The following is a 21,013-nucleotide window of genomic DNA, read 5'->3' on the forward strand; positions in this document are numbered from 1 at the left end:
TCAAGACGCGCAAGGAGACCAATGTGGCCAGAGCAGCGACCGGAACGAGAGCCAGGGGAGCGAGAGTAACGGGCATGAACTCGCAACCCAGCGTCATCGAAGCCGTGGAAACCATTCTCGCCGAGGAGGCGACGTCGCTGCGGCAGTCGCCGTCACGCTTCGTGAATCGCGAGCTCTCCTGGCTGCAGTTCAACCGCCGTGTTATGGAGGAAGCCTCCAACCGCAATCATCCGCTGCTGGAGCAGCTACGCTTCCTCTCGATCTCGGCGGCGAATCTCGACGAATTCTTCATGGTCCGCGTCTCCGGCCTGCGCGAGCAGCTCAAGGCGGGCGTCGTGACGCCGAGCCAGGACGGGCTGACCCCGGCGGAGCAACTCGGCGAGCTCGGCAAGGCGGTGTCGGCGCTGACGGACGATCAGCAGGCGCGCTGGGTCGAGCTCAAGCGCGACCTGCACGAGAACAGGATCCATCTGTTGGCGCCCGGCGACATCGCCGGGCCGGAGCGCGTCTGGCTCGAGGACTACTTCCTGAACTACGTCTTCCCGGTGCTGACGCCGCTGGCGATCGACCCGGCGCACCCGTTTCCGTTCATTCCCAATCTCGGCTTCACCGTGGCGCTGGCGCTCGAGCGGGTGAGCGACGGCCGCCAGCTCGACGCGCTGATCCGCGTGCCGATCAAGATGGACCGCTTCATCGAGCTGCCCGATCTCGCTCGCGAAGGCCTGCGCCGCTTCATCACGCTGGAGGACGCGGTCTCGCTGTTCATCGGCAAGCTGTTCCCCGGCTACGACGTCAAGGGTACCGGCTCCTTCCGGGTGATCCGCGACACCGATCTCGACATCGAGGAGGAGGCCGAGGATCTGGTGCGCGTCTTCGAGACGATGCTCAAGCTGCGCCGGCTGGGGGTCGTTATCCGTCTCGAGATCAGCAGCGGCATGCCGGAGCACCTGCGCAAGCTGATCGTGCGGGAGCTGAAGGTCGACGACGACGAGGTCGTCGCGATCGAGGGCATGATAGGCCTCAGTGAACTTTCCCAACTTGTCGGCGTCGATCGATCCGACCTCAAGTTCAAACCCTACAACGCCCGCTTCCCCGAGCGCATCCGCGAACACGGCGGCGACTGCTTCGCCGCGATCCGGCAGAAGGATCTGCTCGTCCACCATCCCTATGAGAGCTTCGACGTCGTCGTGCAGTTCCTGCAACAGGCGGCACGCGATCCCAATGTCGTCGCAATCAAGCAGACGCTCTACCGCACCTCGGCGAACTCGCCGATCGTCAAGGCGCTGACCGAGGCCGCCGAGGCGGGAAAGTCCGTCACCGCGCTGGTCGAGCTGAAGGCACGCTTCGACGAAGAGGCGAACATCCGCTGGGCCAAGGAGATGGAGCGCGCCGGCGTCCAGGTTGTCTACGGCTTCATCGAACTCAAGACCCACGCCAAGCTCTCGCTGGTCGTGCGTCGCGAGGCGGGGCAGCTCGTCAGCTATTGCCATATCGCGACCGGCAACTACCACCCGATCACGGCGCGCATCTATACCGACGTTTCCTTCTTCACAGCCGATCCGGTGATGTCGCAGGATGTCGCGCGCGTCTTCAACTTCATCACCGGCTATGCCGAGCCGGCCGAGCTGGAGAAGATGTCAGTCTCGCCGGTCGGGCTGAAGCAACGCCTGCTCGATGACATCGCCGAGGAGGTCGCGCATGTGAAGGCCGGTCGCAAGGGCGCGATCTGGGGCAAGTGCAATTCGCTGGTCGATCCCGAGATCATCGACGCGCTCTATGATGCGAGTCAGGCCGGCGTCGAGATCGATTTCGTCGTGCGCGGCATCTGCTGCCTGCGGCCGGGCATTCCCGGCCTGTCCGAAAACATCCGGGTCAAGTCGATCATCGGGCGCTTCCTCGAGCATACCCGCGTCTACGCCTTCGGCGCCGGCCACGGCCTGCCTTCCCCCAAGGCGAAGCTCTATATTTCGTCGGCCGATCTGATGCCGCGCAATCTCGACCGGCGCGTCGAGGCGCTGACCCCGATCCTGAACCCGACCGTCCACCAGCAACTGCTCGAACAGATCATGCTGGCGAACCTCCTCGACAACGAGCAGAGCTGGACGATCTTGCCCGATGGCGGCTCCCGACGCATTGTCCCGGCGCCGAACGAAGAGTCGTTCAACGCCCATAAGTACTTCATGACGAACCCGAGTCTGTCAGGACGTGGAAAATCACTCTCCAATTCCAGCCCCCGCTCCCTTTCGCGGCGCGGGGCGCGCAAGGGCTGAGGTCCTGAACGCGCCCGGCCGGCTCGGGCTGGGCGCTGGTACGCTGGCGATCGTAGATATCGGCTCCAACTCCGTCCGTCTCGTCGTCTACGAGATGGTGGCGCGCGCGCCCGCGCAGGTCTTCAACGAGAAGGAGATGGCCGGGCTCGGCCGCCAGGTCGCGACGACCGGCCGGCTGGCCAGCGACGCGATGGGCAAGGCGATCGCTGCACTCGTGCGTTTCCGCATCCTGTGCGAGGCCATGCATGTCGGCGAAATTCGCGTCATCGCGACCGCTGCTGCACGCTATGCCAGCAATGGTCCCGAATTCATCGCGCGCGCCGAAGAAGCGATCGGCCAGCCGATCGAATTGATCTCCGGTGACCGCGAGGCTGTGTTGTCGGGGCTCGGCGTGATCTCGGGTTTCGACAACCCCGACGGCGTGGTCGGCGATCTCGGCGGCGGCAGCCTCGAACTGATCGCCGTCTCGCGCGGCGAGGTCGGGGAGGGAGCAAGCGTCCCGCTTGGCGGCCTTGCCCTGCTCGACCGATCGAAGAATTCGCTCAAGGTTGCCGAGAAGATCGTCAAGGACGAACTCGACCGGCTGCCGCAGATCGCTGCGATGAAGGGCCGGGACTTCTATGCCGTCGGCGGCACCTGGCGTGCGTTGGCAACCCTGCACATGCGTCAGGTGAACTACCCGCTCAATGTCATGCACGGCTACACCTTGCAGGCCAAGGACGTCGCCGACTTCGTCAAGCTGGTCGAGAAGGCCGATTTGACGGGGCTCGACTCGATCGATTCCGTGTCCTCGGCCCGGCGCCCGCTGCTGGCCTATGGCGCGCTCGTGCTCGACGAGTTGATCAAGCGCGGCAAGCCGCGCTCCGTCATTATCTCGGCGCAGGGCGTGCGCGAGGGGCTGCTGCACGAGCAGCTTTCCCCAGAGGAGCGCGCGGCCGATCCATTGCTCGGCTCCGCCCGGGACTACAACCACCTGCGGGCGCGAGACCCCCGCCATGCTGCAGAACTGATCGCGTGGACCCGCACCATCCTGGAGACCGCCGGCGTGCCGGGGCATGGGTTGTCCTCACGGATGATCGAGGCGGTCTGCCTGCTCTCCGACATCGGCTGGCGCGCCCATCCGGATTATCGGGGCGAGCAGAGCATGAACGTCATCGCCCATGCCTATTTCACCGGGGTCGATCACGCTGGCCGTGCCTTCCTGGCACTGTCGATCTTCCACCGCTATGCCGGGTTGAAATCCTCGTCGCCGGCCGCGACGGCGCTGCGGGCGTTGCTGTCGCCGCCGATCCTGGATCGGGCCCTGCAGTTGGCGGCGATCTTCCGCGTCGCCTATCTGCTTTCGGCCGGGATGGCGGGGCTTTTGCCGCGCATGCCGGCGACCTGCGTCGATGGCCGACTGGTCCTGCGCCTTCCCGACGATCTCAGTCCGCTGGCGAGCGAACGCGTCATCGGACGTCTCAAGCAACTCGCCAAACTGCTCGGCCGCGACTACGAGATCGCGCGGGCGTGAGTTTCAGCCGACCACGACCCGACCGCGGATGACGCGCAGGCCGAGCGTGCCGCTCTTGAGCGCCAGCGCCTTCTCGCCGAAGACCTCGCGGCGCCAGCCCTGAAGGGCCGGGACGTTGGCGTCGTCGTCTGACGCGATCGCCTCGAGGTCGTCGGAGGAAGCGATGATCTTGGGCGCGACGCGCTCGGCTTCCGACACCGCCTTGAGCAGGACCTTGAGCAGGTCGAGCACGGCGGCGTTACCGCCGCGACCGCGCTCCCGTTCCAGCCGGGGTAGGGTCTTGGGGTCAAGGGCCAGCCCGCGCTCGATCGCCGCCAGCACCTCGCCGCCCGAGCGCGAGCGCTCGAAGCCGTTGGGCACGGAGCGCAATTCCGCCAGCGCCTCGACCGAGCGCGGCGCGCGCTGGACGATGTCCATCAGCGCATCGTCCTTGAGAACGCGCTGGCGCGGCACGTCGCGGTGCTGAGCCTCGCGCTCGCGCCAAGCGGCCAGTTCCATCAGGGCGGCCAGCTCCTTCGGCTTGCGGATGCGACCCTTGAGGCGCTGCCAGGCGTTCTCCGGCTTGACCTCGTAGGTGGTGGGCGAGTTCAGCACCGCCATCTCCTCGGCGACCCACCCCTCACGGCCGGTCGATTCGAGATCGGCCTTTAAGGCGAGGTAGATGTCGCGCAGATGGGTGACGTCGGCCTCGGCATAGACGAGCTGGGCCTCGTTGAGCGGGCGGCGCGACCAGTCGGTGAAGCGCGAGGATTTGTCGATGCGCGCCTTGGCGAGGTCGTTGGCGAGCTGTTCGTAGCCGACCGAGTCGCCATAGCCGCAGACCATGGCCGCGACCTGCGTGTCGAAGAGCGGCGTCGGCAGCACGCGTCCGAGCATCCAGACAATCTCCAGATCCTGCCGCGCGGCATGGAAGACCTTGACCACCGCTTCATCGACCATCAGCCCGAAGAACGGGGCGAGATCGAGATCCGGCGCCAACGGATCGACCAGCACGGCCTCGTCGGGCGAGGCGAGCTGGATCAGGCAGAGCTTGGGGTAATAGGTCGTCTCCCGCAGGAACTCGGTGTCCACGGTGACGAAGGGGTGCTCGGCCAGGCGTGCGCAGGCATCGGCGAGGTCGGCGGTAGTGGTGATGAGGTTCATGAGGCTGGCTCTTAGCAGACGGAGCATCGCGATGTCGCGGGCGTTCTTGACATTCTGCTCGCTCGCGTGTGCTTACGCGGAAAGCCGCCCGCGTGACCATGCCCGCATGCGCGCCGCCAGCGCCCGCCAGAATTCCGAAGAGAGCCGTTCCGTGACCTTGCATCGCTACCGTTCCCACACCTGCGGCGCCCTCCGCGAGAGCGACATCGACGCGCAGGTCCGCCTCTCCGGGTGGTGCCACCGCATCCGCGACCATGGCGGCGTGCTGTTCATCGACCTGCGCGACCATTACGGCATGACGCAGGTCGTGATCGATCCGGATTCCCCGGCCTTCGCCGCGGCCGAGACGCTGCGCTCCGAATGGGTCGTGCGCATCGACGGCAAGGTCAAGGCGCGCCTCGCCGGCACCGAGAACGCCAACCTGCCGACCGGCGCGGTCGAGGTCTTCGCCACGACCATCGAGGTGCTGGGCGCTGCCGGCGAATTGCCGCTGCCCGTCTTCGGGGATCTCGAATATCCCGAAGACACCCGGCTGAAGTATCGCTTCCTCGATCTGCGCCGCGAGAAGCTGCACAACAACATCATGCTGCGCACCAAGGTCATCGACTCGATGCGCCAGCGCATGAAGGCATCGGGCTTCTCCGAGTTCCAGACGCCGATCCTGACGGCGTCCTCGCCGGAAGGCGCGCGCGACTTCCTGGTGCCGAGCCGCCTGCATCCCGGCAAGTTCTACGCGCTGCCGCAGGCGCCGCAGCAGTACAAGCAGCTTTTGATGATGGCCGGCTTCGACCGCTACTTCCAGATCGCGCCCTGCTTCCGCGACGAGGACCCGCGTGCCGACCGCCTGCCGGGCGAGTTCTACCAGCTCGACGTCGAGATGAGCTTCGTCGAGCAGGAGGACGTCTTCGCGGCGATGGAGCCGGTCATCGGCGGCATCTTCGAGGAGTTCGGCAACGGCAAGTCCGTGACCAAGAACTGGCCGCGCATTCCTTACGCCGAGGCGATCGCCAAGTACGGCTCCGACAAGCCCGATTTGCGCAACCCGCTCGTCATGCAGGACGTCTCCGAGCATTTCCGAGGCTCGGGCTTCAAGGTCTTCGCGCGCATCCTCGAGGGTGAGAAGAACCGCGTCTGGGCGATTCCTGCCCCGGGCGGCGGCAGCCGTGCCTTCTGCGACCGGATGAACTCCTGGGCGCAGGGCGAGGGCCAGGTCGGCCTCGGCTACATCATGATCAAGGAAGACGGTGAGGGGCAGGGGCCGATCGCCAACAATATCGGTCCCGAGCGCGTCGCGGCCATCGTCAAGCAGATGCATCTCAAGGGTGGCGATGCCTGCTTCTTCGTCGCCGGCGATCCCGAAAAGTTCTACAAATTCGCCGGGCTCGCCCGCAACAAGGTCGGCCAGGAACTCGGGCTGATCGACGAGAACGCCTTCGCTTTCGCCTGGATCGTCGATTTCCCGATGTTCGAGTACAATGAGGACGAGAAGAGGGTCGATTTCTCGCACAACCCCTTCTCGATGCCGCAGGGCGGGCTGAAGGCGTTGACCGAGGAAGACCCGCTCTCGCTCAAGGCGTTCCAGTACGACATCGCCTGTAACGGCTTCGAGCTCGCCTCTGGCGGCATCCGCAACCACAAGCCGGAAGCGATGGTGAAGGCCTTCGAGATCGCCGGCTATGGTGAGGAGACGGTGATCGAGCGCTTTGGCGGCATGTATCGCGCCTTCCAGTATGGCGCTCCGCCGCATGGCGGCATGGCCGCCGGCGTCGACCGCATCATCATGCTGCTCGCGGGCGCGACGAACCTGCGCGAGGTCGCGCTGTTCCCGATGAACCAGCAGGCGGTCGATCTCCTGATGGGTGCACCGGCGGAAGCCTCGCCTAAGCAGCTCCGCGAGGCCCATCTGCGCATCAACGCGCCCGAGAAGAACGGCTGATCCACACGATGTCGTCCTTGTCCGCTGCGCGGCCGTTCGCGCTCGCCTGCCTTGTCGCGTTGCCGCTCGGTGCCTGTGTCTCCGGCCCGGCCAATCCGAGCGCCGCGCGCGCCTCCGAGCTCGCCAACCTGGTCTCGCGCTCGATCGCCTGCCGAACGGGAACACCGCGCGCCAATACGCTGGAGCGCTTCATCGCCGCCGAGAAGGCGCGCGGGGCGACGCCGGAGCAGATCGCGAGCGCGCGCTCGACCTATGTCACGGTTTCGGAGGCCGAGACGATCAACCAGGGGATCAGGCCGCAGGCCTGCACCCTTGAGGAGCGCGCGGCCGTCAAAGACAAGATGACGCGGGTGCGCGCCGGTGACTTTGGCGCGCTCTGATCATCGCGCGGCCGATTTCGCATGGCTGTCCTGAAGCGCTGCCTGCCCGTGCCGTTGCTGGTCGGCATGGCTGCCTGCACAACGTCGGGGCCCATGCCCGGCACACCTGAGTTCGCTGCGTCCCAGGTCTCGCGCGCCTATGATTGCGGCGTTCGCGTCGATCGCAGCCGGGTGATGGCAGGGCTCCCGCCTGAGGAGCGCCAGCGCTTCCTGGCCGCCAATGCGGCCTATGCGGTGAAATCCTACAAGGCGCCGCGCTCCTGCGACGCCTATGAACGCGCCGGCGTTCAGCGCGACGTCGCGGCGCTCGCACGTCACTGAATTTCGCTTGCATCGGGTGAACCATCGCGGCCACAAGGCGCCGATGCCCTCCGCCAGCCAGATCACCGCCATCGTCGTCGCCTATGACAGTGCCGAGGTGCTGCCGGCCTGCCTGTCGGCATTGGCGGGCGAAGGCGTTCCCGCCGTTGTCGTCGACAATGCCAGCGGCGATGCCAGTGCGGAGATTGCCCGCGCGCATGGCGCCACCGTCATCGCGAATGCGCGCAACGAGGGCTATGGGCGCGCCAATAATCAGGGTGTCGCCGCCAGCGCCACGCCTTATGTACTGATCGTCAATCCGGACGTCGAAATCAGGCCGGGTGCGATCGCGGCACTGCTGGCCGCCGCCGAGCGCTACGCTGACGCCGGGATGCTGGCTCCCCGCATCGTCGAGCCTTCCGGCCGCATCTTCTTGCAGCCGCGCTCGCTGCTGTCGCCCGCTCATCTCAACCGCTCGGGTGCGATGGCATTCCCCGATGGCGATGCCTGCCTGCCGTTCCTCTCCGGTGCCTGCCTGCTGATCCGGCGTGAGGTCTTCCTTGCGCTCGGCGGCTTCGACCCCGCGATCTTCCTGTTCTACGAGGATGACGATCTGTGCCGGAGGATGCGCGATGCCGGGCATGCGCTCATCCATGTCCATGATGCGGAAGCAGGGCATGGCCGCGGTCGCTCCACCGCGCCGTCTCCAGGACGGCGTTTCACCGCGCGCTGGCATCTCGCCTGGTCTGAGAGCTATGTCGCCGGCAAATACGGCCTGCCTCAGCCGAGTCTGCTCAAGATGCTGGAAAACATTGCGAAGGCAGCCGGTTACGCCCTACTGCTCAATCGCGAGAAGATGTATGCCCATGCCGGCTCGGCCGCTGGTGCGCTGTCCTGGTGGCGCGGCCGCACGGCGCTCGCCCGTCAAGGGCTGTCGTAGGCCAGGTCTACAAGTGCAGGTCGCGCATCGGCGTCGCGATGATCCGGCGGATCTCGCGCAATTGCCGCAGCACCAGCCGCGTCTTGCGCAGTACCACGCTTTCACTGGCAAGCAACTCCGCCTCGCGCGCGGCAAAGGCGTTCTTGCCGCTCTGCACCGGGATAGGGCTGATCGGGCAGGGCGTCTGCGGCAGCTCAGACAAATCGAGTTCCGCCAAGGCGGGTTCCGCGCCGCGCAGGCTGCGTCCGATGGCGCCTCGGGCCGCATCGAGCCGAGCGCCTTCGAGATCGCGTGCCGGCTTCTGCATCACTGCGCTGGAGTCGCGCCATTGAATGCCCTTGCGATAGGCCGGCACCCATTGCACCTGCGCCTCGAGCAAGGTGAGCCCGGCATAGCGCGCGAGTGTCGGAAAAGCATCGTCATAGAAGCGCCAGCAATCGACCGGAAAGCGATGACGGGGGCCGCCGCCCGGCGAGGTGATGAAGGCGAGCCCGTTGCCCTTGAGCACGCGGGCGATCTCCAGGATCGTGATCCAGAAGTACTCGGCGTGCTCGAACACCTCGGAGCAGGTGACGACATCGACGGAGCCCGTCTCGATCTCGCGCCAGTGATAGGCATCCGCCACCGCGACATCGACATTGACACCGGGCTCGATATCCATGCCACGCAGGGTCCAGGCGGGATTCTGCAGCACGTCGCGGTTCGACAGGCTCTGTCCATCGACGATTGCGGAACCCACATCAAGAAACGTCAGCGGTGTTGTTTCGACATCGGCAAGATAGGCCTGCCGGAAAACACGGGCCTTGTCCTGGGCGGAAGCGTGCATGGAGGCATCCCGATCACGAAATGATCGCGATTGGTAGGGCGGGCTCCCGACAATGACAAATTGTTTCTGTCGTGTTTCCGATGTCACTTTACGGCATCTGCGGCGAACACTCGCTCTGGCTCGACAGGTCGCTGATGCGGTCTGACAGCAGCACCGGAATCAGGCGGCGGATCTCGGCCTCCGGCAGGTCCCACCATCGGCTCGCGAGCAACGCCGCGACCTGCCCCTCGGCCAGGCGTCGGCGCACGATGCGGGCTGGATTGCCCGCAACGATGGCATAGGGCGGTACGTTGCGGGTCACGACGGCCCGCGCCGCGACGACCGCGCCATGGCCGATCGTGACGCCGGACAGCACCATGCATTGCGAGCCAAGCCAGACGTCGTGGCCGATCGAGACGTCACCGTTCGTCGCGTGGCTTCCGTGCTGGCCGTTAGCTTCCGGCCAGATCCCGGGCAGGGCCGGAAAGGGATAGGTCGTGATCCAATCCAGCCGGTGATTGCCGCCGAGCAGGATCTCGACGCCATCGGCGATCGAACCGTAACGGCCTATCGTCAGTCTGGCACCTGATTCAGCGAAACGGACTTTGGGCCGGCCATAGGTGTAGGCCCCGACCGCGATCTGCCCCGGCCGGCGCGCAATCAGCTTGGCGAGGTGCATGCGGGTCTGGTTGTCGGGATTGAAGTGCCGGCTCCATGCATGCGACAGCCAGTCCGGCAGACTTGCCCACCAGCGAACCAATGGGCCGGGCCGCCATGCGATGTCCTCCGGGAGCAGGCGTTCGACCGGATCAGCCTGTGAACTCACTGCGCATTGGCCTTGAGATCGATCTTGTCGAGGATCTCGGTCGGGTCGGTAATGGCGATGACGTCGGCGAGGCCGAGCCCGCTGGCCGATTTGGCGGAGGCCTCGACCGTCAGCGTGCCGGGGCTGGCGGCAAAGCGCGACACCGCGGCCGTCAGCGCCTTGGCGGCGTCCGAGGGGCCGAGGATCGAGGCGAGGCCGAGGCTCGCGATCATCGCGAATTGCTGGCGCATCTCCTCGGGTTTGCGGCCGGCCTTGCGGGCCTCGTTGGCGACCAGCTTCTCGACCAGACCGAAATTCTCCAGTTTGGCGTTGAGCCCGCGCGCGGTCGCGCCGAGCGCCGCGACCTGGGCGAGCGCGGTGTCGCTCGAGAACAGGTCCTTGGTGACGTTGCCGAGCGTGGCCGAGGCCTCAAGCCGGGCGAGGCCGGCGCCGCCGAACGAGATCTGGCGGATGGCGAGTTCGTTGCGCGCCGCCTCCCAGGCGAGGTCGAGCTTGGCCGAAAGGTCGAGCGAGCGGATGCCCATCGCGATCATGTCCCGGGCGGCCGGGTTGCCGGTCCCTTCGGTGATCGGGGCGACCAGCTTGTCGACGGTCAGGACGAGGCTGGTCGGGATGCCGTTGAGCTGTTCGCCCGCCTTCAGCTCGAAGGTGCCGAGGCCGATCTTGATCGGCTGGCCACTCGGCAGCATGGGCGGAGCATCGACCGAGAGCCCGGCCAGCCGGATCGTGCCGATCGTGGGCACGTAGCGGCGCCAGTCGATCGTGTCCGCATCCGTCTCGGGCTTGGCGAGCGCGGCCTGCAATTCCCTGATCACCGGGCCGAAGGAGAAGCCGGAATAGCTGATCGAATCGATCAACCCCTTGGCGCCGCCGCCTGCAAACTGGAGCCCCTCGATCGCGAAACCGGACTTCGCCGGGGTGTCCTGCCCATAAGCGATGCGGGCGATCTTGACCTCGACCGGCTCCGGCTTGCCGGCGGGTTTCGGATCGACGACGTTCATCGTCATGTCGCGGATTTCGCCGCTGCCATATTCGACGCGATCATAGAGGGCGAGCAAGGAACGGCCCATGCGCTTCTCGGCCTCGCGCTTGGCGGGGTCGGGCTTGTCGCCGGGCGCGTTGACCTCTTCCGACAGCGCCATGACGCGGTTGAGGACCTCGCCCAGTGGCTCCTCGCCGACGCTGGCAGCGAAGTCACGGCCGACCATCTTGCCGATACTCACCTTGCCGGCCGGACCCATGTCGAGCGTATAGCCGTCCTGCTCGAAGCGCCGGAACAGCGGCCGCGCCGGTTCGGTTGCGCCGGGCTGGGCGCGCTCGGTCACGACTCGCGCCGTCTGCCTGATGTCGAAGCTCTCGAACCCCAGTCGATTCAGCGTGCCGGTCATCTTGCCGGCAGCGGGGCTCTCGCCGCTCAGCGTGCCGCCGCTCGATTCGCCGCGCGCGATCTTGCCGTCGCGGATCTCCGAGAAGCGGACGTCGCGATAGGTCGTGACCTGCTTCTGCTTGCCCTGGCTGTGCTCGAAGACGAGTTCGGGCGCCGTGATTTCGGCCGCATCGAGGCGATTGACGCGTGCGACCGCACTCTCGCCGGTCTTGCTGTCGAGCAGCGAGGCGAAGGCCTCGCGCTCCAGCGTCGAGCCCTTGACCAGGAGCTTGGGCGCCGTGATCACCATCGCCCCGAAATCGAACCGGATATTGTCTAGCTGGAAATCGGCGGCGGCTGCCGGCCTCGCCAGGACCACGAGGCCAAGGGCGAGTGCGGCGCCGGCGAAACGGTGCTGCCGGCGAAGGCGCGGAGCGGTCATGAAGATCTCCTGTTCTGTGGCGGCGACCCTGCCGCAAGCCGGGCGCGAAGGAAAGACGACAACGCTGGAGATGCTGACGAAAAGCTTGACCGGCAGGGCCGCTTGTCCGGTATCTGTCGCAGATTCGCCATCCGCGACGTCATAGGTTCGCAGGATGATGAACTTGCAGGATGTGCCGCCATGGAGCTGAAACCGATGCAGGCCAAGACCCGTTCTCTCGCTGCCTGCGTCATCGCGGTCGGCATTGCGCTCGCGGGCGGCTTGGCGACCTTCGTTGCGACGGCCGCGCAGCCTCTGCACCTGGCGCAGGCCGCACCGGCAGGGCAGGCCGCCTCGGCACTGGAAACGCTGTCGATCGTCAGCGGCGACAAGCGCCACCCATTCCAGGTCGAGGTGATGCGGACGGGTGAGCAGCGTGCTCGAGGCCTGATGCACCGCCGCTACCTCCCGGCCGATCGCGGCATGCTGTTCGATTTCCAGCGCGTCGAGCCGGTGGCGATGTGGATGGAGAATACCTTCATTCCGCTCGATATGCTGTTCATCCGGGCCGACGGCACGATCGCGCGCATCGCCGAGAATACCGAACCCCTGTCGCAGCGCACGATCCCCTCCGGCGAGCCGGTGCTGTCGGTGCTGGAGATCAATGGCGGCGTCAGCAGGACGCTCGGCATCAAGCCAGGCGACCGGGTCGAGCATACGCTGTTCAAGCGCTGAGCCGCTACGCAGGTCAGCCCGTGGCCGCGGTGCGGCCGGGCACGTTCGATCGCGCCAGCCAGTTCTCCGGCGTCGCGGCTCTCGAGCGTTCCGGCGGCCGTACCGAGATCTGACCAGAGCGCCTGGATGCCCTGGTAGCTGCGCGCATGTGCCGTCGATGCTGCAAGCCAGCGGGCAAAGTCCTGCCTGTCGGCCTCCGAAGGGCGGCCGTTCATGCGGGTGAACCAGGCGATCGACTGCCGCTCGACCAGCGCCTCGTCCGGCAACTCCGTGTCGGCGTCGGACATCGCTCGCGATCCGTCGTTGTCCGACGCGCTCAGCGCGCGCCACTCCTGCAGGCGAGCAGCGCCTTGGCGATGTCGCGCTCGACGGTGGAATAGGACAGGCCCAGCGCCGCTGCAATCTCGTCGTAGGAGCAGTGATGGCAACGGTTGAGCAGAAAGACCTGGCGTGTGCGTTCGGGCAAGGCCGCCAGCGTGGCGTCGAGCCGTGCGAGTTCCTCGCGCGCGACGACGATCTGTTCCGGCTGGATCACAGGAGGAGCGTATTGCTCTTCGGTGATGCCTGCCAGGAAGCGTCTGCGCCGGTGCTCCTCGCGAAAATGGCTGATCGCGGTGAACTGCGTCGCCCGCGCCAGATAGGCTGGCGTCCAGGCGATCTGCTCGCGGGCGCGCGACCACAGCACCGTGAAGACGTCCTGGACGACATCGGCGGCCTGCGTCGGCCCAACCCTGCGCGCGGCGATACGCTCGAGCCGGCGATGCTCGGAAGCGTAGAGGCTTTCGATGTCATCGAGACTCGTGGACATGAAACGCGGCTCCCGCAACGCGACGACGATTGTGCTTAGCAGCGGGAAACCTGGCCTTCAACATGGATGATTTAGAAATACTCCAAACAAATCAAAGACAAACTGCTTGCTTGCTCACCCGAAAACGCAGACAAGCTCCGCCCCGTCGAGATCAGGATCAGTGCGGAAGCGGGGCTGCCCGAGATGACGAAACCGATGTTCCACGAAGCGACGGTGACCGGCCGCCAATTGCTGACGCCCGGCATGGTCCGGCTGACCTTCTCCGGCGAGGGGCTCTCCGCGTTTCGGTCGACCGGAATCGCCGACGAATACATCCGCCTGTTCTTCCCGGACCCCGAGACGGGCGAACTGGTGCTGCCGAGCATCGATGCCGACGGGCGCTGGACCTTCCCGGAAGCCGGACCGCCTGTGCGCTACGCGACCTATACGGTGCGCCAGTTCGACGCCGAGCGTTGCGAACTCGCCGTCGATTTCGTGGTCCATGAGGGCGGGCTGGCCAGCGACTGGGCGCAGAACGCAACTCCCGGCGACCGCATCCTGATCAATAATCCGCGTGGCCTGTATCGCCCGCCCGAGGATCTGCGCTGGCAGATCCTACTCGCTGATGCGACGGGCCTGCCGGCCGTGGCCCGGATCATCGAGCAGACGCCCGCTCATGTCGCCAGCCGGGTCTTCATCGAGATCGCCGATCCGACCCATTGCCAGCCCTTGCCGGAGCATCCAAGGGCCCGTGTCACCTGGCTGGAGGGAACCGGCAACGGCGTCGCGCCGAGCCGGCTGTCCGACCTGATCGCCGAGGTGCCGTTGCTGGAGGGCTGCGGTTACCTCTGGGGCGCCTGCGAGCAGAAGGCGGTACGGGCACTCCGTCGCTTCGCAAGCGAGCACCCGGCATTCGGCGAAGGACATCGCAAGCTCGTGGCCTATTGGATCGCCGACGAGGCGGCGGAGGGTCCGGCGGAGGACGCTGATCTTCCCGCGGACATATCGGCCGATTGGGCCGGCCTGGTGACCGCCTGAGCACGATCTAGGCTGGACCTGTCCGCAAAGGCTGGAATGCACCAGGAATTGCGGTTCCCAAAACGGCTGGGTGGTGCTATGCGGTTGCGCATCGCGGCAAGGTCCGGAAGCCTTTTCGCGATGGTTTCGCGAGTGATTTGATGCACTTGTGATCCGTCGGGGTATAGCGCAGCCCGGTAGCGCATCTGCTTTGGGAGCAGAGGGTCCCAGGTTCGAATCCTGGTGCCCCGACCATTCCGCATGTTGGGGCTGTTCGCAGGGGTGCGGGCGGCCTGGATCGAGACCGTCCGGCGGATCGAGTGATCCAGGACATCAGGCGAGGGCCGAGCGAAAGCCATGACCGCACGCATCTACCGCCCCGCCCGTACGGCCATGCAGTCCGGCACCGCCAAGACCGAGCGCTGGCTGCTCGAATACGAGCCGGAGCAGCCGCGCCAGATCGAGCCGCTGATGGGCTGGACCTCGTCGGGTGACATGAAGAGCCAGCTCAAGCTCTGGTTCGACAGCGAGGCCGAGGCTGTCGCCTATGCCACGCGCAACGGCATCCCCTATCGCGTCGAGCAGCCCAACGAACCGACGCGCCGGACTGTTGCCTATTCCGACAATTTCAAGTTCTCGCGTCTGGGACAGTGGACGCATTGAGTGACTGAATGCGAAGACGTCGGTTTTCGCTTCAGGGCCCGTAGCTCAGATGGATAGAGCAGCAGCCTTCTAAGCTGCTGGTCGCTGGTTCGAATCCAGCCGGGCTCGCCATTTTCCCTGCCTTGGCTGGTGCTGCGGCCTTGTCCAAGGCGTGTCTTCGCCTGCTACTGGCGCGGACCACCGGGAGGCGCGATGAACGGCCGTCAGATCGAGTTGTTCGCCGCGGTGATGAAGGCCGGCAGCGTCTCGCGCGCGGCGGAACTGCTTGGGGTGACGCAACCGGGCGTCAGCCGGGCCATAGCCGAACTCGAGCGCACGCTTGGCTTCCGGCTGTTCGACCGAGTCCGCAACCGCATCGTGCCGACGCCCGAGGGCAGGCTTTTCCACGCCGAGGTCGAGGCGAGCTTTCGCGGCATGGACCGGCTGCGGGCAAGCGCCGCGCGCATTCGCGATCACGGTGCCGGGGAGGTCAGGGTCGGGTCGCTTTCGGCGCTGGGCTCCTCGCTGGTGCCAAGGGCGGTGCGTCGCTTTCGCGAGATGCGGCCGGACATCGCCGTCACTCTGATGGTGCTGCCCTCGCGCGACGTGCGCGACGGGGTCGTCTCGGGCGCCTTCGACCTCGGGCTGGCCGCCGACGAGATCGATGTCAGTGGCGTGCTGCATCAGCCGTTCGTCTCGCCGCGTGCGCTCTGCGCCATGCCTGTCGGTCATCCGCTCAGCGAGCGCGAGACGATCACGCCGCATGATCTCGCGAGTGTCGATTTCATCGCCTATGTGCCGGAGGACCGGGCACGCCAGCGGCTGGACCTGATCCTGTCGGAATCGGGCGCCGCGCCGCCGCGCGTCGTGGTCGAGACGATCTATGCCGCGACCGTCTGCGCGCTGGTGGCTGAAGGCGTCGGCGTCGGGCTGGTCAGTCCCTATGCGGTCGCCGGCGTGGATCCGACGCGCCTCGTGCTGAGGCCCTTCGAGCCGGCGGTCCAGAGCAAGAGCCTGCTGATCCTGCCGCTCGACCGGCCGAAATCGCAGCTCGTGCGCGACTTCATCGACTGCCTGATGGCGGCGCGCTGAGCGCAGCGCTTCCGCCCAAGCATAACGACACGGCATCGAGCGATACCTGAGAGCTTATTGTCTCATCGGAGCAAGGCTTTACGCCTTGTCTTCCGAAAGGGACATGCCATGCACGATCTGACCCGCTGCGTTCACCACCCGGCCGTCGACGAGGGGGGTTATGCGTCACTTGCTGTGCCGACACATCGCGCATCTACCATCGTCTACAAGGACGCGGCGAGCTTCGCGGCCCGCAAATATCGCGGCTTCGACGGCTACACCTATGGGCTCCACGGCACGCCGACGACGCGCACGCTCGAGGCGCAGCTGACGGCGCTGCATGGCGGTGTCCGCACGGTGTTGGTGCCCTCGGGCCAGGCCGCTGTGACCATCGTGATGCTGTCGGTACTGATGCCCGGCGACAAGGTGCTGATCCCCGACCATGTCTATCCACCGGTGCGCAGCTTCTGCGAGGATTACCTCGAGCCGCGCGGCATCGCCCATGGCGTCTATGATCCGCTGATCGGGGCCGGAATTGCCGATCTGATCGACGACGCGACGAAGCTGGTCTGGGTCGAGTCGCCGGGCTCGGGAACGATGGAAGTCCAGGACGTCGCCGCCATAGTGAAGGCGGCCAAGGCCAAAGGCGCGCTCGTCGGTTGCGACAACACCTGGGCGACGCCGCTCATCTTCAAGCCGCTGGCGCATGGCGCCGATTTCGCCTGTGAGGCGCTGACTAAATATGTCGGGGGGCATTCTGACCTGCTGCTTGGCTCCGTCACCGTGTCCGACATTGGACTGCGCCAGAAAATGAAGGAGACGCTGCGGGCCTTCGGCGTGGGCGTCTCGCCGGACGAATGCCAGCTGGCGCTACGCGGCATCGAGACGATGGGGTTGCGCGTCGCTCATATGGGCCGCGTCTCCGAGGACTTCGCCAGGCGTCTGACGCATTCGCCGGCGGTGGAGCAGGTGCTGCACCCGGCCCTGCCGTCCTGCCCCGGGCATGAGATGTGGAAGCGCGACATGGGCCGCTCGTCCGGCGTGTTCAGCATCGTGCTGAAGCCGGTTGCCGAGGCGACGCTCGAAGCCGCGCTGACCGCGCTCAGGGTCTTTGCGATCGGCGCCTCCTGGGGCGGAACGCGAAGCCTGATCGCACCGATGGCGGTGAAGGGCGACCGCACGGTCAATCCGTGGACGCCGGAGGGCACGGTGCTGCGCATCAGCATCGGCCTCGAGGACGTGGACGACCTCTGGAGCGATCTCGATGCGTTGCTGGTCGCGCTGGAACAGAAGCCGGCCGCCAAGGTCGCCTGAGACGACAACAAGAGCCGGGACGAAACCAACGCGGCGGGCCTGAAGTCCGTTGCGCGAGGAGAGCTGTGCTTCACGCCGACCGAAAATAGAAAAGGGGAACACCATGAAGCGATGGATTTTCGGCTTGGCGGCGCTCGTCGCCGCGACCGCGCCGGTCACTGCCCAGACGAGCGGCACGCTCGCCAAGATCAAGGAGCGCGGCCATGTCATCTGCGGCACCAGCCCCGGTGTCGCGGGCTTCTCGATCCAGGATGCGGCCGGGCGCTGGAACGGCTTCGACATCGACATCTGCCGCGCGCTGGCAGTCGCGATCTTCAACGATCAGGAGAAGGCCAAATTCGTTCCCCTGACCTCGAAGGATCGGCTGATCGCGCTGCAGGGCGGCGAAATCGACGTACTGCCGCGCACCACCACCTGGACGCTGTCGCGCAATCTCGGCCAGGGCGTCACCTTCACCGCCGTCAATTATTATGACGGACAGGGCTTCATGGTGGCGAAGAAGCTCGGCGTCGCCAGCGCGACGAAGCTCGACGGCGCGTCGGTCTGCGTCGCCCAGGGCACGACGAGCGAACTCAACCTCGCCGACTATTTCCGCAAGCTCGGCATGAAGTACGAGCCGGCCGCCTTCGGGACCTCGGAGGAAGCGCTCAAGGCCTATGAATCAGGTCGCTGCGACGCCTACACCACCGACATCTCGGCGCTGTCGGCGGTGAAGCTCAAGCTGCAGGACCCGGACGGCCACGTCATCCTGCCCGAGGTCATCTCCAAGGAGCCGCTCGGCCCCTGGGTTCGCACCGGCGACGAGGGCTGGTTCAACCTGGTTCGCTGGACGGTCGCCGCGCTGGTCAATGCCGAGGAACTCGGCGTGACGCAGGCCAATGTCCGCGAGATGACGAAATCGGCCAATCCGGAGCTCAAGCGCTTCCTCGGGCTCGACGGCAAGTTCGGCGAGGCGATGGGTGTCAGCAACGACTGGGTCGTGCGGATCATTGCCACCGTCGGCAATTATGGCGAGTCCTTCGAGCGCTATCTCGGGTCGCAGTCGCGCTTGAATCTCTCGCGAGGGCCGAACGCGCTGTGGACGAATGGCGGCCTGCAATACAGCCCACCTTTCAGGTGAGAGGACGAGACTGGCGGGCAAGCCCTGTCGCTTGCCCGCCACGCAGGGCGCCCGAGATCGAGTGCAGTGTCGGCAAGGCCACGGGTCTCGGGCGGAAAACCGAGTTCCTGAAGAAGGTGTGCGGCGGGGCGGGCGGCTCAGTCCTCCCCGCCCCAGTTGCGCAGACGCCTGATCGCGGAGACGGGGTCCGAGGGCCGCAGCCGCCACAGGCTGCGGAGCAGGCTGATCGCGAAGAACATCCCGAAACTCGGCAGGGCCAGCCCGATCGGCACCGTCACCAGACCCATGGCGCAGCCTCCGGCGTCGCCCGGACCGCATTTCGGGTCGAAGATCATGAACGCGATGACGGTGAGAACGCCGAAAAGTGGGCCAATCAGCAGGCCCCACAGACCCGCCCGCAAAGCTCTCAGGAGAACCCGGCCCATCTCCACCCCTTACCGAAACGGCAGGCTAGCAAGGGCTGCGCGGAGTGTCATGCGGTGCCGGGAATGCCACGCCCCGCTTGCCGCGGCGCAGCATGCGGCGTAAACCCCCGCCGCTGCGTTTGCGCGGCTTCGCCTTGATCGTGCCCGAAAAGCCCGTCATCGCGGCGCTGGCTTTTCGGGGATGGCCGGTCCCGCCATTCCCGGTCTACATGACAGGCGACCTGCCGGGTCGCGAGGATGCATATGCTGTCGCTCAGTCCCGCGCTCGACCGTCTCGCGGCCATGGCCTCGGCCAGCCATGCCCGCGCCTGCGCGCTGCTCGTGCTGCTGTCGCTCGCGGCCTTCCTGCCCGGCTTCCATACGCTGCAGCCGCTCGATCGCGACGAGCCTCGCTTCGCGCAGGCGAGCAAGCAGATGCTGGAGACGCGCGATTTTGTGGACATCCGCTTCCAGGACGAAGCCCGGCACAAGAAGCCGGTCGGGATCTACTGGCTCCAGAGCGCAACGGTCTCCGCAGGCGAGGCGCTTGGTGTGCCCGCAGCGCGCACGCAGATCTGGCTATACCGCATCCCCTCGCTGATCGGCGCCATCGCGACCGTGCTGCTGAGTTACTGGGCCTTGCTGGCATTCGTGGACCGGCGCCTCGCACTTTTGGGCGCGGCGCTGATGGCGGGCGCGGTGCTGCTCGGCGTCGAGGCCCGCATCGCCAAGACCGACGCGCTGCTGGCGGCTTGCGCGGTCGCGAGCATGGGGGCGCTGGCACGGGCCTGGCTGGATTGGACGCGCTCGCTCGCTTTTGTGCCGAGTTCGCGCAACTGGCTCGTCTTCTGGGGTGCCACCGCGCTGGGGCTACTTCTCAAGGGGCCGATCGTGCCAATGGTCTGGGGCCTGGCCATCCTCGTCCTCAGCATCCGGGAGCGCAGCTTCCGTTGGCTCGCGCCGCTGCGTTTCGGCCGGGGCCTGCTGCTCTGCCTCATCGTCGTGCTGCCGTGGTTCGCAGCGATCGCCTGGAAGACCGGCGGCAGCTTCTTCACCGCCAGCGTCGGCCAGGACATGCTTGGCAAGGTCGCGGAGGGGCAGGAAAAGCATTGGGGGCCGCCGGGGCTCTACCTGCTGATCTTCTTCGGCACCTACTGGCCTGCCGCCGCATTCGCCGCGATGTCGATCCCCTTCGCCTGGGTCCGCCGGCGTGAACCGCAGGTGCTGTTCCTGCTGGCCTGGATCGTGCCGTCCTGGATCGTGTTCGAGGCGGTGCCGACGAAGCTGCCGCATTATGTGCTGCCGCTCTATCCGGCGATCACGGCGCTGCTCCTGCTCGCCATCGTCAATGGCGGGATCGACCGCTTCCGCAGAGGGGCAGTCGCGACCGCGCTGCTCGTCGTGCTGGTGCCGCTCGCGCTCGTCGGCGTCATCATCGGCGGCAACTGGTCGCTGGACGGCACGCTGCCCTACCTCGCGCTGCCCTTCCTTCTGCTGACGCTGCTCGTCGCAGGCGGCGTTGTCGCCGCCTTCCGCCGCAGCGACTTCGAGGGCGCGCTGTGGCGCTGCGTGCTGGCGAGCCTGCTGCTCGGCATCGGCGTCTACGGCTTCGCGATCGAGAGCCTGCGCTCGCTCAAGCTGTCGCCGCGGCTGGCGGAAGCGGCGCGCTCGGTCGGCTGCGCCGACCCGGCCGTGATGACGGTCGGCTATCGCGAGCCGAGCCTCGTCTTCCTGACCGGAACCAACCTCGCCATGGGCATCGACGGCGCTGCCGCAGCCGCCTTCCTGAACCAGCCCGGCTGCCGCATCGCCTTCGTCGAGGCGCGTCACAATGCCGGGTTCCAGAGCGCCATCGCCCAGTCCGGGCTGACGCCGCGGCTGGTTACCACGATCCGCGGCTTCAACCTGAACGGTGGACGCCGGCTCGAAATGGCCGTCTATGCGCGGCCGTGAGACCGACGCAGGGGGCGCGGTGCCCGAAAGTTCCTTGCCCTGCCTGCCGCGCTGACGCAGGTTGCGGGCC

The 21,013-nt window shown here is 66.5% G+C and carries 19 protein-coding genes, 2 tRNA genes and 1 pseudogene; 15 read left to right on the forward strand and 7 right to left on the reverse strand.

The genetic code is table 11. The features are described 5' to 3' along the window. Window positions 1-74 precede the first annotated feature (74 nt). Entirely contained in the window at window positions 75-2,270 is a 2,196-nt protein-coding gene (locus tag AC1RMY_RS08780) for an RNA degradosome polyphosphate kinase (RefSeq protein WP_492863620.1), read from the forward strand. Beyond that, window positions 2,206-3,783 (forward strand): exopolyphosphatase, encoded by a 1,578-nt coding sequence (gene ppx / locus AC1RMY_RS08785; RefSeq protein ID WP_492863621.1) that lies wholly within the window; start codon window positions 2,206-2,208, stop codon window positions 3,781-3,783. Before AC1RMY_RS08780 ends, ppx begins: the two co-directional genes overlap by 65 nt. 3 nt (window positions 3,784-3,786) lie before the next feature. On the opposite strand, the gene rnd is transcribed toward ppx, so the two are convergent. Continuing rightward, the gene (gene rnd / locus AC1RMY_RS08790) at window positions 3,787-4,926 is read right to left on the reverse strand and encodes a ribonuclease D (protein ID WP_492863622.1); all 1,140 of its coding nucleotides are present in this window, start codon (window positions 4,924-4,926) and stop codon (window positions 3,787-3,789) included. A gap of 157 nt (window positions 4,927-5,083) precedes the next feature. Here rnd and aspS point away from each other — a divergent pair, with 157 nt between their 5' ends. From aspS to AC1RMY_RS08810, 4 genes are read left to right on the forward strand one after another with little or no spacing between them, the layout of a single operon-like run. Further along, on the forward strand, window positions 5,084-6,862 hold the full coding sequence (gene aspS / locus AC1RMY_RS08795; protein ID WP_492864429.1) for an aspartate--tRNA ligase: 1,779 nt from the start codon (window positions 5,084-5,086) through the stop codon (window positions 6,860-6,862). An 8-nt stretch (window positions 6,863-6,870) separates the two neighbouring features. Continuing rightward, on the forward strand, window positions 6,871-7,242 hold the full coding sequence (locus tag AC1RMY_RS08800) for a hypothetical protein (RefSeq protein ID WP_492863623.1): 372 nt from the start codon (window positions 6,871-6,873) through the stop codon (window positions 7,240-7,242). Between the two features lie 21 nt (window positions 7,243-7,263). After that, window positions 7,264-7,563: a hypothetical protein gene (locus tag AC1RMY_RS08805; RefSeq protein WP_492863624.1), complete on the forward strand. Its 300-nt coding sequence runs from the start codon at window positions 7,264-7,266 to the stop codon at window positions 7,561-7,563. A 43-nt stretch (window positions 7,564-7,606) separates the two neighbouring features. Next, complete coding sequence (locus AC1RMY_RS08810; protein WP_492863625.1) at window positions 7,607-8,482, forward strand: glycosyltransferase family 2 protein; 876 nt, start codon at window positions 7,607-7,609, stop codon at window positions 8,480-8,482. A 7-nt stretch (window positions 8,483-8,489) separates the two neighbouring features. On the opposite strand, the gene AC1RMY_RS08815 is transcribed toward AC1RMY_RS08810, so the two are convergent. From AC1RMY_RS08815 to AC1RMY_RS08825, 3 genes are all read right to left on the reverse strand, one after another. After that, window positions 8,490-9,308, reverse strand: coding sequence for a methyltransferase domain-containing protein (locus tag AC1RMY_RS08815; RefSeq protein ID WP_492863626.1), 819 nt, complete (start codon window positions 9,306-9,308; stop codon window positions 8,490-8,492). Between the two features lie 88 nt (window positions 9,309-9,396). Then, entirely contained in the window at window positions 9,397-9,966 is a 570-nt protein-coding gene (locus AC1RMY_RS08820) for a CatB-related O-acetyltransferase (RefSeq protein ID WP_492864431.1), read from the reverse strand. Between the two features lie 143 nt (window positions 9,967-10,109). Then, the gene (locus AC1RMY_RS08825; RefSeq protein WP_492863627.1) at window positions 10,110-11,921 is read right to left on the reverse strand and encodes an aq_1923 C-terminal domain; all 1,812 of its coding nucleotides are present in this window, start codon (window positions 11,919-11,921) and stop codon (window positions 10,110-10,112) included. A gap of 180 nt (window positions 11,922-12,101) precedes the next feature. Here AC1RMY_RS08825 and AC1RMY_RS08830 point away from each other — a divergent pair, with 180 nt between their 5' ends. Continuing rightward, complete coding sequence (locus AC1RMY_RS08830) at window positions 12,102-12,635, forward strand: DUF192 domain-containing protein (RefSeq protein ID WP_492863628.1); 534 nt, start codon at window positions 12,102-12,104, stop codon at window positions 12,633-12,635. A 128-nt stretch (window positions 12,636-12,763) separates the two neighbouring features. Here the strand turns inward: AC1RMY_RS08830 and AC1RMY_RS08835 are convergent. Beyond that, a pseudogene (locus AC1RMY_RS08835) lies at window positions 12,764-12,922 on the reverse strand (FecR/PupR family sigma factor regulator); the annotation flags it as partial. A 29-nt stretch (window positions 12,923-12,951) separates the two neighbouring features. After that, entirely contained in the window at window positions 12,952-13,443 is a 492-nt protein-coding gene (locus AC1RMY_RS08840) for an RNA polymerase sigma factor (protein ID WP_492863629.1), read from the reverse strand. Between the two features lie 183 nt (window positions 13,444-13,626). Between AC1RMY_RS08840 and AC1RMY_RS08845 the strand changes: the two genes are divergently transcribed. The 7 genes from AC1RMY_RS08845 to AC1RMY_RS08875 all read left to right on the forward strand — a co-directional run bounded on the left by AC1RMY_RS08845 (window position 13,627) and on the right by AC1RMY_RS08875 (window position 18,586). Next, on the forward strand, window positions 13,627-14,460 hold the full coding sequence (locus AC1RMY_RS08845) for a siderophore-interacting protein (protein ID WP_492863630.1): 834 nt from the start codon (window positions 13,627-13,629) through the stop codon (window positions 14,458-14,460). Window positions 14,461-14,617: 157 nt separating this feature from the next. Beyond that, a tRNA-Pro gene (locus AC1RMY_RS08850) sits at window positions 14,618-14,694 on the forward strand. A gap of 102 nt (window positions 14,695-14,796) precedes the next feature. Next, entirely contained in the window at window positions 14,797-15,102 is a 306-nt protein-coding gene (locus tag AC1RMY_RS08855) for an ETC complex I subunit (RefSeq protein WP_492863631.1), read from the forward strand. A gap of 34 nt (window positions 15,103-15,136) precedes the next feature. After that, window positions 15,137-15,213 (forward strand) — tRNA-Arg (locus AC1RMY_RS08860). Between the two features lie 81 nt (window positions 15,214-15,294). Continuing rightward, window positions 15,295-16,173, forward strand: coding sequence for a LysR substrate-binding domain-containing protein (locus AC1RMY_RS08865; RefSeq protein ID WP_492863632.1), 879 nt, complete (start codon window positions 15,295-15,297; stop codon window positions 16,171-16,173). A gap of 108 nt (window positions 16,174-16,281) precedes the next feature. Then, window positions 16,282-17,466: a cystathionine beta-lyase gene (metC, locus tag AC1RMY_RS08870; protein ID WP_492863633.1), complete on the forward strand. Its 1,185-nt coding sequence runs from the start codon at window positions 16,282-16,284 to the stop codon at window positions 17,464-17,466. Window positions 17,467-17,569: 103 nt separating this feature from the next. Further along, window positions 17,570-18,586 (forward strand): amino acid ABC transporter substrate-binding protein, encoded by a 1,017-nt coding sequence (locus AC1RMY_RS08875; protein WP_492863634.1) that lies wholly within the window; start codon window positions 17,570-17,572, stop codon window positions 18,584-18,586. Between the two features lie 137 nt (window positions 18,587-18,723). Here AC1RMY_RS08875 and AC1RMY_RS08880 read toward each other — a convergent pair whose 3' ends face one another. Further along, window positions 18,724-19,011, reverse strand: coding sequence for a hypothetical protein (locus AC1RMY_RS08880; protein WP_492863635.1), 288 nt, complete (start codon window positions 19,009-19,011; stop codon window positions 18,724-18,726). Between the two features lie 243 nt (window positions 19,012-19,254). On the opposite strand from AC1RMY_RS08880, the gene AC1RMY_RS08885 reads away from it, so the two are divergent. Next, a complete protein-coding gene (locus tag AC1RMY_RS08885; protein WP_492863636.1) occupies window positions 19,255-20,943 on the forward strand; it encodes an ArnT family glycosyltransferase in 1,689 nt (562 codons plus the stop codon). Window positions 20,944-21,013 lie beyond the last annotated feature (70 nt).

Source organism: Allobosea sp. GW822-FHT03F07 (assembly GCF_058801345.1).

What these genes read in the sequence shown, in the direction of transcription:
- AC1RMY_RS08880 (WP_492863635.1), bottom strand. Translation starts at nt 19,011, where the DNA reads ATGGGCCGGGTTCTCCTGAGAGCTTTGCGGGCGGGTCTGTGGGGCCTG.
- rnd (WP_492863622.1), bottom strand. Translation starts at nt 4,926, where the DNA reads ATGAACCTCATCACCACTACCGCCGACCTCGCCGATGCCTGCGCACGC.
- AC1RMY_RS08805 (WP_492863624.1), top strand. Translation starts at nt 7,264, where the DNA reads ATGGCTGTCCTGAAGCGCTGCCTGCCCGTGCCGTTGCTGGTCGGCATG.
- AC1RMY_RS08875 (WP_492863634.1), top strand. Translation starts at nt 17,570, where the DNA reads ATGAAGCGATGGATTTTCGGCTTGGCGGCGCTCGTCGCCGCGACCGCG.
- AC1RMY_RS08855 (WP_492863631.1), top strand. Translation starts at nt 14,797, where the DNA reads ATGACCGCACGCATCTACCGCCCCGCCCGTACGGCCATGCAGTCCGGC.
- AC1RMY_RS08820 (WP_492864431.1), bottom strand. Translation starts at nt 9,966, where the DNA reads ATGCACCTCGCCAAGCTGATTGCGCGCCGGCCGGGGCAGATCGCGGTC.
- AC1RMY_RS08840 (WP_492863629.1), bottom strand. Translation starts at nt 13,443, where the DNA reads ATGTCCACGAGTCTCGATGACATCGAAAGCCTCTACGCTTCCGAGCAT.
- AC1RMY_RS08810 (WP_492863625.1), top strand. Translation starts at nt 7,607, where the DNA reads ATGCCCTCCGCCAGCCAGATCACCGCCATCGTCGTCGCCTATGACAGT.
- AC1RMY_RS08830 (WP_492863628.1), top strand. Translation starts at nt 12,102, where the DNA reads ATGGAGCTGAAACCGATGCAGGCCAAGACCCGTTCTCTCGCTGCCTGC.
- AC1RMY_RS08815 (WP_492863626.1), bottom strand. Translation starts at nt 9,308, where the DNA reads ATGCACGCTTCCGCCCAGGACAAGGCCCGTGTTTTCCGGCAGGCCTAT.
- AC1RMY_RS08780 (WP_492863620.1), top strand. Translation starts at nt 75, where the DNA reads ATGAACTCGCAACCCAGCGTCATCGAAGCCGTGGAAACCATTCTCGCC.
- metC (WP_492863633.1), top strand. Translation starts at nt 16,282, where the DNA reads ATGCACGATCTGACCCGCTGCGTTCACCACCCGGCCGTCGACGAGGGG.
- AC1RMY_RS08845 (WP_492863630.1), top strand. Translation starts at nt 13,627, where the DNA reads ATGACGAAACCGATGTTCCACGAAGCGACGGTGACCGGCCGCCAATTG.
- AC1RMY_RS08825 (WP_492863627.1), bottom strand. Translation starts at nt 11,921, where the DNA reads ATGACCGCTCCGCGCCTTCGCCGGCAGCACCGTTTCGCCGGCGCCGCA.
- AC1RMY_RS08800 (WP_492863623.1), top strand. Translation starts at nt 6,871, where the DNA reads ATGTCGTCCTTGTCCGCTGCGCGGCCGTTCGCGCTCGCCTGCCTTGTC.
- AC1RMY_RS08865 (WP_492863632.1), top strand. Translation starts at nt 15,295, where the DNA reads ATGAACGGCCGTCAGATCGAGTTGTTCGCCGCGGTGATGAAGGCCGGC.
- AC1RMY_RS08885 (WP_492863636.1), top strand. Translation starts at nt 19,255, where the DNA reads ATGCTGTCGCTCAGTCCCGCGCTCGACCGTCTCGCGGCCATGGCCTCG.